Source organism: Streptomyces sp. NPDC005141 (assembly GCF_053599975.1).
In genome coordinates this window covers 1-12140 of the sequence record NZ_JBSFYW010000081.1, presented here as the reverse complement: position 1 = coordinate 12140, position 12140 = coordinate 1, and the positions used below count along the sequence as shown (strand labels likewise).

Genomic DNA, 12140 nt, shown 5'->3' with positions numbered 1-12140 from the left:
TCCGGGTGCTGCCCGCGCAATTGCCTGTGTGCGCCGCCCGGCCTCGTCGGTGAGGCGTTCACCGCCTTGGCGCCGACCGGTGTCAGTCGGCGCCAAGACGCAGATCGCGCTGCTGTCGCTCTTCGACCGGTTTCCCGGCCTGCGGCTCGCCGCTCCCGCCGACGCCATCCCGTTCATACCCGGCGGCACGGCGCTGTCCGGTCGCCGCCATCGCGGCGGGCATCACCCGGAGCGCCGGCCGAACCGGGACGCTACTGCCCCGCCTCCAGCAGGAGTCGGGCCGCCGCGCGCGCCTGCGCGGCGGGCCCGGTGCTCCGGGTGATGCCCGCCGTGACCATGGCGCCCTCGGCGAGCAGGAAGAGGTGATCGCCGAGCGCTGTGGGCAGCCCCGCCACGCTCACCAGATCGGCCAGATACGCCCTGAACGCCGCCTTGTGCGCGCGGACCTGCGCGGCCACCCGCTCCGAGGTGGCACCGAGTTCGCCGTACGAGTTGATCCACGCGCAGCCGCGGAAGCCGGGCTCCGCGAACCACAGGCCCAGCCAGTCGAAGACGGCGAGGATCCTCCGCTCGGGATCGCGCTGCCCGTCGACGTGCTCGGCGAGCCGCTCCCGCCAGCGGATGTCGCGCCGCTCCAGGTAGGCCTCGACCAGCAGCTCCTTCGCCGGGAACAGCTGGTAGAGCCGTTTGAGTGAGACGCCGGAGGCGCCGCGGATGTCGTCCATGCCGACGGATTGGATGCCGCGACCGTAGAACAGCCGCTCCGCGGCGTCGAGGGCCTGCTCCCGAGCGAGCGCGAGCGCTTGGTCCCGGGCGGTCGTGCTGTCCATGCGGAGGGCTCCTTGACGGGAGAACGATCGTTCTCTACCTTAGCCGAGAAGTGATGGAGAACGCACGTTCTCCTTTCGTCGGGTCCATGCCCACGCACCGAGGAGTCCCCATGACCGACCGCCCGCCCCTGCCGCCCTTCACCCGTGAGACCGCCCTCCAGAAGGTCCAGGCCGCCGAGGACGCCTGGAACACCCGTGACCCGCACAAGGTCTCGCTCGCCTATTCCGAGGACTCCCAGTGGCGCAACCGGGACACCTTCGTCACGGGCCGCGCTCAGATCGTCGAGCTGCTCACGGACAAGTGGGCGCGCGAGCGGGAGTACGCCCTGCGCAAGGACCTGTGGGCCTTCGACGGCAACCGCATCGCCGTACGTTTCCAGTACGAGTCGCGGGACGCCGACGGTCAGTGGTCGCGCTCGTACGGCAATGAGCTGTGGGAATTCGACGAGCACGGCCTGATGACCCGGCGCGAGGCCTCCATCAACGACGTACCCATCGAGGAGAAGGAACGCCGGATCTTCGGGCCGCGCCCGGAGTCGGAGCGCGGGGAGACCTTCCCCCTCCGGTAGCGGCCCGGAGACTCAATAGGGTTCCCACGTGAGCGAACCCACCGACAAGCCCTTCCTCTATGTCGTCGTCTGTGCGGCGGGCGTCGCCGAGGACATCGGCACGTTGATCACCGCGGCCCAGGCGCGGAACTGGGAGGTCGGAGTCATCGCCACTCCCCAGGGACTCGGCTTCTTCGACGCGGCCGCGGTCGAGGCGCGGACCGGCCGCCCGATCCGCTCCGCCTGGCGGGCCCCCGGCGACCCGCGTCCCTTCCCCGCGCCGGACGCGGTGGCGCTCGCGCCGGCCACCTTCAACACCGTCAACAAGTGGGCGGCCGGCATATCCGACACCCTCGCCCTCGGAACGCTGTGCGAGGCGTACGGACTCGGCGTCCCGATCGCCGTACTGCCCTGTGTGAACGAGGCGTTGGCCGCCCACCCCGCCTACCGCGCGAGTGTCGAGCGGCTGCGCGGGATGGGGGTGCGCTTCGGCGACCCGTACGCCGGTGAAGTCCAACAGGACGGCGGGCGAAAGGGTTTCCGGTGGGAGCGGGTGCTCGACCTGCTGACGCCCGGCAGGTGACGTCGGGTCCCCTCAGGGGCGGCAGGGGCGGCAGGGGGGCAGGCGGCAGGTGGTTCCCTTCAGGCGTCGGCGACCCGGAGACTTTCCAGGCGTCGGCGACGGGAGACCCGCCAGGCGCCGGTGATCCGGCGACCGGTGGCATCGGATCGGCTCATGGTCGGCGGAAGATCGTGATCGAGTGACCGACCTCGTCGACCCGGCGGCTGGTGGCGAGCAGGGTCTTCAGCCGGGCGTCGGCCTTGTCGATCGAGGTGTCGGAGACGACGAGCAGCCCGTGCACCCGGTCCGCGGGCACCTCGCGCGGGTCTGCCGCGTCGATGCCGTAGGCGGACGGCACACCGGCGCCCTTGTACACGAGCCACACCTTCTCGCGCGGATGGTTCCGCTCCAGCCGGTCGGCGAGGCGTCCGAGGTCCTGGCCCCAGTCGACGTTCGAGTCGTGCAGGCGCAGATACGTCCTCTCCGGGCCGCCGAACGCCTCGTTCGAGTACGGCAGGTAGTACGGGTACGTCAGCATCGAACTGACGGCGATGAACAGGACCAGCGCCGCCGTGACGATCCCCGCCCACCGCCGGCGCACGACGACGACACAGCCCGCCGCCACCGCGAGGAACACCGGCATGAACAGGGCGTAGCGCACGCCGAGATCGCGGGAGCCGGTCATCGCCGTGGCCAGCAGCAGCGCCGGAGGGATCAGCAGGTACGGGGCGGCGGGCCGCAGTCGGCGCACGGCGACCAGCGCGCCGGAACCGGCCGTCCACAGCGCCGCCATGCCGAGCGGGGTCTTCACCAGCAGCGCGGCCGGGAGGTAGTACCAGAGGGAACCGTGGTAGAGGCGGCCGAAGAGGAAGCCCGCCCAGATCGTGTTCTCGAAGCCGAACTGGACCCGCATCCCGTCCCGGTACGGCTGCGGCACGGGCAGCGCGTCGATGAGCAGCGCGCGCAGTCCGTGCACGGCGGGGAGGTCCGCGGGCGCCGTCCAGCGCAGCCGCGGATCGACGGCGAGATAGGTCGTCCACACCACCGCGACGGCCACCAGAGCCGCCCCGGCCGCGGCCGCCGCACCGAGTCCGAGCAGCCGGGCCTTCGCCCGTGCGTCGCTCGGCGGCATCGCGGCGGGATCGGGGCGGCCCGCGTGCCACACGGACACGACCGTGAGGAGCAGCAGCAGCGGGACGGCCGGCAGCATGCTCATCTTCGTGGCCACCGCCGCGCCGAGCGCCACCCCGGAGAGGGGCACGTACAGAAGCGGCCGTCGCCTGGCCCGCCACACCAGCCACACCGACGTCAGCAGAAAACCCGACGCCGGTACGTCGAGCGTGGCCAGCGAGCCGTGCGCGATCACGTCGGGCGAGAACGCGTAGAGCGCGAGGGCGACCAGCGCGCCAAGGCGGCCCACGAGTTCACGGGTGAAGGCGAGGACGACCAGGCCGAACAGCAGCGTCAGGGCGATCACCGGCAACCGTGCCCACAGCATCACCCGCCAGGGATCGTTGCCGGACTCGTACAGCACATGCCGTCCGAGCTCCGTCTGATCGCCCGTGAACGCGGGGTCGAGGTGCGGACGCGCGAACAGCAGCCCGCTCGCGATGATCAGCTTGCCCAGCGGCGGATGTTCGGGGTTGTAGCGCAGGTCGTGCTGCTGGACGTAGACCGTCGCCGTGCCCACGTACACGGGTTCGTCGATCGTCGGCGTCTGCTCCACGGCCGTGCTGACCATGGCGAAGGCCATCTGGGCCAGTAGCAGGACCACGGCCACGACGAACAGCGCCCGCCGGTGTCGCCGCAGCCGCTCGAGACGCCCCGGCGGTGCCCCCGCGCTGTTCACCGGCACGCGGTCGTCGTGCCTGCTGGCCATGAATGTCGGCATGCCCTTTGTTACGTCCGCTCCCTGGGAGCCTGCTCATCGGCCGGCCCCCGGATTCGGGCGCGCGTCGAGGCGCCGGTCGTGATCGTCCGGCCGGCGCCCGGGCAGGGGAGTCATGAGTATGCCCGGCCTTCCGCGCGACTCAAGGGGTCGCGCGGGGCTCCGTGCGTGCTGCGGGGCGTGCTCGAACTCGTATCAGCGGTTCGCAGCAGGTCTCAGTAGGGGGAAGCCGGGTCACGCGGTCCCGCCGAGACCGCCCTGCGCAGGGCGGCCCGCCAGGCGAAGGCCACGGCCAGCTCGACCAGACCGATCAGCACCATCCACAGGCCGAGCAGCCGCGTCAGGGCGCGGGCAGACTCGGTCGGCAGCGCCAGCACGACGATGCCCGCGATGATGCCGATCGCCGCCGCGCACAGGACGAATCCGCGGTGCGGCAGGTCCTGGCTGGCGATGGCCGTGTACGCGGTCAGCACGCCGGAGACGAGCCAGACGATGCCGACGATCAGGGACAGCGCGGCGATGGTCTGCAGCGGGTTGCGCAGGCACAGGACGCCGGCCAGGACGTAGAGCACCGAGATCAGGAGTGAGGCGAACCGGTTGCCCTGCTCCCGATGGCCGAAGACCGACACGAAACGGAACAGGCCGATCACCAGCAGATAGAGGCCGAGGAGTACCGCCAGGATGTGCAGGGTCTCCTCGGGCCAGACCAGGACCAGGATGCCCGGGATCAGCGTCGCGAACGCCGAGCCGAGGAGCCAGGTCCAGGAGGCGCCGACTCCGGCCAGCACCGCCGCGGGGTCACCCGGGGGCGCGGAGGCCGGCCCGCCGGGCCTGGGCTCCGATCCGGTGTGCGGTGCCGAACCACGGGATTCGGTCATGGTTCCTCCTCACGCGGTCGAGCGGACCACTGCCGGACCGCCGACGGGACGGTGGGTGGATTCCCGGCATCCAGCGTCCCGCCCGCCGGCGTCCGGCGGGTCACCCCCGGCGGGTGATCCTCGCAGCTACTCGGGCAGTTGGCGCATCTCCACCACGCGCAGCCCCAGCGACCGGCAGCGGGCCAGCAGCCCGTACAGATGTGCCTCGTCGACGACCGGGCCGAACAGGATCGTCTGGCCGGAGATCAGCACGTGGTCCATCTCCGGGAACGCTTCGGAAAGCGTCTCCGAGAGATGTCCCTCGACGCGGATCTCGTACTGCATGCGGGGCTCCCCACGGCGAGCGGCCCGGGGCAGGTGGACGGCACCCTTCCCCACGATCATCCGACGTGCGGCCCCGTCCGCCCTCACCCTCAAGAGGTGAACCTCGGCCCGGGCCGCCGCCTCTCGCGTTCACGCCGGACCGAGGGCGTCCGCCGGGGTGCCGCCGTCGGGGGATTCCTTCCGGCCCGACCGTCCGGTCGGCAGATGTGTCGTGACCAGGAAGCTGGCGAGCGTGATGCCGCCGGCCGCGAGGATCGCCGCCTTCAGTCCGTTCAGCTGAGCCGTCGCGTAGGAGTCCGTGACGGCGTCCACCTCGGCCGGTGGCAGCCCGGCCTGCTCGGCCGCCGAACGCACCTGGTCGGTGGGGACGAAACTGATGCCCGCTTCGAGTGCGACACCGGTCTGCTGGCGCGCCTCCTGCGACACGTCCGGATTCTTCGCCACCTGGGTGGTGAAGGCCTGGGCGAGGGCGCCGATGAGGATCGATCCGATGAGCGCGGTGCCGAGCGCGGAGCCCAGGTTCTGGGCGGTGAACTGGAGCCCTCCGACCTCGCTGCGCTCCTCCTCGCCCACGCTGGACTGCACCACGTTGCCCAGCTGCGAGGCCATCAGGCCCATGCCGATGCCCAGCAGGGCCATGGCCCCGGCGAACTGGGCATCGTCGATGACCGGGTCGATGGTGGCCAGCAGCCACGCGATGGCTCCGAGCAGGGTCAGCAGGGCCAGCCTGACCACACGGCGCGGCCCCATCACTCGCCCGAGCCTGGAGGCGAGGACGGAGGCCACCAGCATGGTGACGGACACCGGGAGCAGCCGCAGGCCCGTCTCGAACGCGTCGAAGCCCTGCACGACCTGGAGATAGAGCGGGATGGCGAAGAACAGCCCCAGCAGGATGAGGTTCTGGCTGACCAGCGTCAGCAGGCCGGAGCGCAGCGGCAGTTTGTGCAGCAGCGACAGGTGGATCAAGGGGGCGGCGCCGTGCGTCTCCCTCCGGCGCTCCCACCGGGCGAACACGGCCAGGACGATGGCCCCGGCGGCGACGACGAACAGCGTCGGAGCGAACCCGAAGACGGTGAAGGGCGGATTCCGGGGCTGCACCCATCCCCAGGAGCTGCTCTGGAGAACACCGAACACGCCCAGCCCCAGTCCGGCCGCCGACAGCGCGGAGCCCACGCCATCCAGCCGGGGCCGGGGGTCGGGCCGGGGCGATTCGCTGATCACTCGGCGGAAGAGGAGCATCGCGACGACGACCACGACCTCACCCGCGAAGACCAGACGCCAGGTGAGGTACGTCGTCACCCAGCCGCCCAGCAGCGGTCCGACCGCGATTCCCGCGCCGGCGAGCCCGCCGATGACGCCGTACGCGACGGCCCGGTCCCGTCCGGTGTAGGACTCGGCGACGAGGGCGGCCATGGCCGGCAGCACCATGGCGGCGCCGAGCCCTTCGACCACCGACCAGCCGAGCGCGAGGACCCACAGGGTGGGAGCCACGGCGGTCAGGGCCGACCCGACGCCGTAGACGACCAGTCCGAGGATGAACAGGCGACGGCGTCCGAGGATGTCGCCGAGCCGCCCGCCGGTGGCCATGAAGGCGGCCATGACCAGTGCGTAGAGCGTGATGACGGCCTGGATGGCGGTGACCTCGGTGTCGAAGTCCTCGACCAGCTGACTGATGGACACGTTCATCACGGAGGTGTCGAGGACCATCAGGAACTGGGCCGTGCCGAGCACGATCAGTGCGCGCCAGTGTTTCACCGGTAACCACCTCATCGAGTCGGTGCGACGCCGGTGCGCCGGACAGTGGCGTGCGGCCCCTGCTCCGCTCCCATGACAACCGAAGAACGCGCCCCGTGCCTCACCCGCCGCGGGCGACCGGAGTCTGCCTTGCGACTTTCGGCACAGCGGGTGACGATCAGTGTGCGGGGGTTACTCCGGGCAGGGAGCTGTGGACCCGGACCGCATCGGATCGAACGCGTCGCCGCAGCCGAGAGATCGCGGAGGCAGAACCCCATGGCAGGGCTCCTGACCCCAGGGGGTGACCCCCTGCTCGCCGTCCGGTTCACGGTCCCGGACCTGACGGAGACATTCGTGCGCAGGCCGCGTCTGGTCGCACGTCTCGCCGAGGGCGTTCAGGGCCCCCTCACCCTGGTGAACGGGCCCGCGGGCGCGGGCAAGACACTGCTGGTGGCCCACTGGATCTCCACGATGGAACACCCGGGTGGCGTGGCCTGGCTCACCGTGGAGCACGAGGACACGGGGCCCGGCATCTTCTGGACGTACGTACTGGAAGCCCTGCGGCGTCACGGGGCGGAGGTTCCGGACGACATCGGAAGCCCCTCCAGCCCCGGCGATGTGGACCACTCCCTGCTGACCCGGCTCGCGGCCTGGCTGAGCGAGTGCGCGGCTCCGGTGATCCTGGTGCTCGACGAGTTCGACCGGGTGGGAGCCTCGGCGGAGGTCGCCGACGAACTCCAGTTCGTTCTGCGCCACGCGGGCGGTGGGCTGCGCCTTGTGATCATCAGTCGTACGGAGCCGCAGTTGCCGCTGCACCGCTACCGCGCCGCCGGAGAGGTCGCCGAGGTCAGAGGCGCCGACCTGGCGTTCGTTCCCGGCGAGACGGCCGCCCTGCTGAGCCGCCACGACATCCGGCTCTCGGACGAGGGCGCGCGGTCGCTGACGGAGTGGACCGGCGGCTGGGCCGCCGGGCTGCGGCTGTGCATCCTCGCGGCACAGCACGTGGACGATCCGGACACGTTCATCAAGAACTTCGAGGCGGGCCAGAGCACACTCGCGGACTTCCTGCTGGCCGAGGTGCTCGAGGCGCAGTCGGACGAGACGCAGGACCTGCTGCTGCGTTCGAGCATCCTCGAACAGATCAACCCGGAGCTGGCCAACGCCCTGACGGGCCGGGACGACGCGGAGCCCATCCTGGCCGGGCTCCAGCACGCCAACGCCTTCGTCGAGGCCATCGGTCACTCGTGGTACCGGCTGCACCCCCTGTTCGCGGAGATCCTGCGCGTTCATCTGCGCGTCAGGCTTCCGGGTGTCGAGCCCGAGCTGCACCGGCGGGCGGCCCGCTGGCTGAGCGACGCGGGACTGCTGGCGGAGGCCCTGCCGCACGCGGCGGGGTCGGGCGAATGGGAGCTCGCGGCGGGCCGGTTCATCGACGAACTGGCCATCGGGCAGCTGCTGACGGGACTCGACGCCGAGCGGCTCGACGGACTCTTCGCCGCGATGTCCCCGGACGCCGCCGGGCCGGCCGCGTGCCTGGTCCGCGCCGCCCGTGAGCTGAGCCGCCACGACGTCGACCGGGGCCTCGAAGATCTGCGCCGGGCCGGGGACAACCTGTCAGGCGAGGACGCCCACGCGGCGGCCCTGCGGCTGAGCCACGCACTGCTGCGGGTGTTCGCCGCCCGGCTGATCGGCTCGGCCGACATGGCGGAGGCGGCCGCCGCGGACGTGACGGCGGCGGAGCGCTCCCTGCCGGCCGAGCGGCTGGAACAGCATCCGGAGCTGCCGGCCCTCATGCTCACCGACCTGGGGTCGGCGCAGTTGTGGGCGGGGCGGTTCGACGCCGCCCGGACCGCGCTGTCCGCCGCCGTGCGGGTGGACGACGGACCGTCCACCGCGTATCCCCGGCACGAGTCGCTCAGCCGGCTCGCCCTGATCGACTTCCTGTGCGGCCGGCCGGCCCGCGCGGAGTCGCACGCGCGGGCGGCGGTGGCCGAGGCGGAGCGTTCCGGCCTGCCGCCCGCCGCCCGGACGGGGGTCGCCCAGCTCGTCCTGGCGGCGGTCGCCGTCGACCGTGACGATCTGGCCGCGGCGCAGACGCACCTGGACCAGGCGACCGCCTCCTCCTCGGCCTCGCACGATCCCGTCGCGACGGCGGGCCTCGGTCTCGTGCGCTCCCGGATGCTGCTGGCCAAGGGGCATCCGAAGGAGGCGTTGCGCGTCCTGCAGGAGCTGAGGCGACCCCCGCACGGTGTCGAGCCCTCGCCGTGGGTCGGCGACCGGATCGCCCTGGAGATGTCCACCGCGCACCTGGCCCTGGGTGATCCGCTCGCCGCGACGGAGGTGCTCGCGGAGGAGGTGGCCGCCGGGCCGGAGGCCGCGGTGGCCGCCGCCCGCGCCCTGCTCGCGACCGGCGACGAGGAGGCGGCGCTCCTCCTGCTCGACGAACTCTCCCCCGAACCCGACGAGGGGCCGGGCGTCACCGTCCGCGTGCTGCTGGCGCGGGCGCAGACCGCGGACGTGCTGGGCGACGAATCCGGCGCCCAGCGGCTGGTGGCCCGGGCCCTGCGCCTGGCCAGGCCGGAGCATCTGAGACGGCCGTTCACGGAGGTCGGCCCCTGGCTGCGGTCACTCGTGCGCCGCCGGCCCGCGCTGGCCCAGGGCCAGGAGTGGCTTCCGTCGATGGCCGGGGTCCGGGCCACGGTGCCGGCCCCGCAGACGGGTCCGGCACCGGTGGTCGAGGCTCTCAGCGACCGCGAGCAAGAGGTGCTGGAACGGCTGGCGCAGATGATGTCGAGGGACGAGATCGCCGCCGACCTGCATCTGTCGGTCAACACGGTCAAGACCCATCTCAAGAGCGTCTACCGCAAGCTCGCCGCGACCCGCCGGGGCGAGGCCGTACGACGAGCCCGCGACCTGCACCTCCTGTGATCCGCGGACTCGTGCGGTCGGTCGGCTGGGGGACCTGGGTCGGACACGTCCTAGTAGTCGGTGTCCGTGTCCGGTCGGGCCACGCAGAGTGCCCAGATGACGAATCCGTACAGGGCGATCAGCGTCAGCGACCAGACGGGGTAGTACGGGATCGAGAGGAAGTTGGCGATGATCAGCAGCGCCGCGATGCCCACGCCGGTCACGCGTGCCCAGGTGGCCGCCGTGAACAGGCCGAGGCTCACGACCACCGCGACCGCGCCGAGTGCCAGGTGGATCCAGCCCCAGCTCGTCAGGTCGAACTTGAAGACGTAGTTCGGGCTGGTGACGAAGACGTCGTCCTCGGCGATCGCCATGACGCCCCGCAGGATGTCGAGGACGCCGGAGACGAACAGCATCACCGAGGCGAAGATCATCAAGCCGCCGGCCGCCGTCATGGCGGTCTTGGAGTGGGTGTGATGCTGGGTGGTTGCCATGGGGAGAACCTCCGGTGCAGGGGCTGCGATCGCAGCCACTCATCACCGAGCGTGCGGCAGACGGCCCCCTCCGGCTTCACCCCCTAGGGGTGACGATGAACGGACACCTGTCCCCGAGTCTGGGACGAGGGACCGGGGCCGGAGCCCGAGGTACCGGAGCCCGACGTACCAGGGCCGGAGCCCGAGGGGCCAGGGGGGGAGAGCCGAGGACCGAGGAGGGGACCGACCCGGCGACGGACGCCGTGGCCCGTGTCCGGGAGACCGCGACTCCGCCGGGCCGCGGCCCCCGGCCCCGGGCTCAGTGGCCCAACTGCGCCCTCAGCTCGGGCTGCAGCAGGTCACCGTGGGCCCGTACGAGGTCGTCGCACAGGTCCCAGATGCGCTCGACGGGGAGGGCGGCGGCCGTCGCGGGGTCGGCCATCGCGGCGTGCCGGATGTGACGCGGCTCGTTGTCGGTGGCGGCGCGGACCACCAGGTCGTTGACGGCGACATACGCGCTGTTCAGTGCGGCCAACTGCGGAGGCAACGCGCCGACGCGGGTCGGCTGCACCCCCAACGCGTCCGTCAGGCACGGGACTTCGACGACACTGTCCGCGGGGAGGTTGTCGATCAGGCCGCGGTTGGGCACATTGCCGTAGATCGTGCGCGGGGTGCCGGTGAGCGTGCTGTGGATGATCTGGGGGGCGTACTCCAGGGTGCCCTCGACGGGGAGGGGTTCCCCCGAGGCGAGGGCGTCGCGAGTGCGCCGGTAACTCGCCGCGTTCTCCTCGATGATCTCCAGATAGGCGCCGACCGGCAGCCTCAGCCGCTCGATCTCGCTGTCGTGGTGGAGGTACCACGGCACGTACTCCGAGGAGTGCTCGCTGGTCTCGGTGGGGTAGTGGCCGAGGCGGCGGTACATGTCCACGCGGACCCGGCGCAGCAGTCCCGGGTCCTTGGCGATGGCCTCGTCCAGGAGTGGGTAGAGGTCCTGGCCCGCGCGCTCGAAACGCAGCACCCACGCCTGGTGGTTGACCCCGGCCGCCAGATGCGTGACCTCTTCGAAGGGGACGCCGACCAGGTGGGCGAGGTCGTGCATCGTCCAGTACACCGAGTGGCACAGGCCGGTGACGCGCAGGGCCGGGGCGATGCGGCTGAGATAGAGGACGTTCATCGCCATGGGGTTGGTGTAGTTCAACAGCATTGCGTCCGGGCAGAGTTCGGCCATGTCGGAGGCGAGCGCCCGGAGCACCGGGAAGGTGCGCAGGGCGCGGAAGATGCCGCCGATGCCGAGTGTGTCGCCGATGGTCTGGCGAAGTCCGTAGCGGGCGGGGATGTCGAAGTCGGTGCGGGTCGCCCCGTCCATGCCGACCTGGATGATGTTGATGACGAAGTCGGCGTCCGCCAGGGCCGCGCGCCGGTCGGGGTGCGAGGTGATCGTGGGCTTGGCGCCGCGCACACCGGCGATGTACCGGGCGGCGCCCTCCGCCGTGGCGAGCCGCTCGGGGTCGATGTCGTGCAACGCGATCCGCGCGTGGGTGAGTTCGGGGAACGTGAACAGGTCGGCCAGCAGTCCCTGGGTGAACACCACACTCCCGGCTCCGATGAAGGCGATCTTCGGGGTGGTGACGTCGTTCATCGGGATACCTCCGTGGATACTCCGGCCTTCAGGCCGGTGAGGAAACGGACTCTTGTGGAGCAGGGCAGGGAAGGCCGGATCGCAGGCAGGGCGATTGGGCGTCTGGCTACCGGTCGATACCCATTGCTCACGCGGAAGTCGATAGAGTGTGGGGCGTGGAGCGGCAGGTCAAGCGGGCGTTCAGGTACCGCTTTTACCCCTCGGGCGAGCAGGCGGCTGAGTTGTCGCGTACGTTCGGCTGCGTCCGCTTCGTGTACAACAAGGCGCTTCAGGAGCGCACGCGGGCCTGGACCGGCGAGCAGCGCCGGATGTCCTATGGGCAGTCGTCCGCCGCACTGACCAAGTGGAAGAAGACCG

The 12140-nt window shown here is 71.4% G+C and carries 11 protein-coding genes; 4 read left to right on the top strand and 7 right to left on the bottom strand.

Annotation, left to right across the window (positions count from 1 at the left end; translation table 11 throughout):
* Nucleotides 1–251: 251 nt before the first annotated feature.
* Nucleotides 252–830 carry a TetR/AcrR family transcriptional regulator gene (locus ACWD68_RS37410; protein WP_451810928.1) on the bottom strand — a complete coding sequence of 193 codons (579 nt, stop codon included), beginning with the start codon at nt 828–830 and terminating at the stop codon, nt 252–254.
* Nucleotides 831–940: 110 nt separating this feature from the next.
* Between ACWD68_RS37410 and ACWD68_RS37405 the strand changes: the two genes are divergently transcribed.
* On the top strand, nt 941–1399 hold the full coding sequence (locus ACWD68_RS37405; protein WP_451810927.1) for a DUF1348 family protein: 459 nt from the start codon (nt 941–943) through the stop codon (nt 1397–1399).
* 28 nt (nt 1400–1427) lie between these two features.
* Entirely contained in the window at nt 1428–1961 is a 534-nt protein-coding gene (locus ACWD68_RS37400; RefSeq protein WP_451810926.1) for a flavoprotein, read from the top strand.
* 151 nt (nt 1962–2112) lie between these two features.
* Here the strand turns inward: ACWD68_RS37400 and ACWD68_RS37395 are convergent, their stop codons facing one another.
* The 4 genes from ACWD68_RS37395 to ACWD68_RS37380 form a co-directional block, all read right to left on the bottom strand.
* Nucleotides 2113–3819 (bottom strand): ArnT family glycosyltransferase, encoded by a 1707-nt coding sequence (locus tag ACWD68_RS37395; RefSeq protein ID WP_451810925.1) that lies wholly within the window; start codon nt 3817–3819, stop codon nt 2113–2115.
* 224 nt (nt 3820–4043) lie between these two features.
* Complete coding sequence (locus tag ACWD68_RS37390) at nt 4044–4706, bottom strand: HdeD family acid-resistance protein (RefSeq protein WP_451810924.1); 663 nt, start codon at nt 4704–4706, stop codon at nt 4044–4046.
* A gap of 126 nt (nt 4707–4832) precedes the next feature.
* On the bottom strand, nt 4833–5030 hold the full coding sequence (locus tag ACWD68_RS37385; RefSeq protein ID WP_266764350.1) for a hypothetical protein: 198 nt from the start codon (nt 5028–5030) through the stop codon (nt 4833–4835).
* A 129-nt stretch (nt 5031–5159) separates the two neighbouring features.
* A complete protein-coding gene (locus ACWD68_RS37380) occupies nt 5160–6785 on the bottom strand; it encodes an MFS transporter (RefSeq protein ID WP_451810923.1) in 1626 nt (541 codons plus the stop codon).
* 255 nt (nt 6786–7040) lie between these two features.
* On the opposite strand from ACWD68_RS37380, the gene ACWD68_RS37375 reads away from it, so the two are divergent.
* Nucleotides 7041–9692 carry a LuxR C-terminal-related transcriptional regulator gene (locus tag ACWD68_RS37375; protein ID WP_451810922.1) on the top strand — a complete coding sequence of 884 codons (2652 nt, stop codon included), beginning with the start codon at nt 7041–7043 and terminating at the stop codon, nt 9690–9692.
* Nucleotides 9693–9742: 50 nt separating this feature from the next.
* On the opposite strand, the gene ACWD68_RS37370 is transcribed toward ACWD68_RS37375, so the two are convergent.
* Entirely contained in the window at nt 9743–10165 is a 423-nt protein-coding gene (locus tag ACWD68_RS37370; RefSeq protein WP_451810921.1) for a DUF7144 family membrane protein, read from the bottom strand.
* A 298-nt stretch (nt 10166–10463) separates the two neighbouring features.
* Nucleotides 10464–11783, bottom strand: coding sequence for an alpha-galactosidase (gene melA, locus ACWD68_RS37365; RefSeq protein ID WP_451810920.1), 1320 nt, complete (start codon nt 11781–11783; stop codon nt 10464–10466).
* Between the two features lie 155 nt (nt 11784–11938).
* On the opposite strand from melA, the gene ACWD68_RS37360 reads away from it, so the two are divergent.
* A partial coding sequence (locus tag ACWD68_RS37360) for a helix-turn-helix domain-containing protein (RefSeq protein WP_451810919.1) occupies nt 11939–12140 on the top strand: 202 nt, incomplete at its 3' end.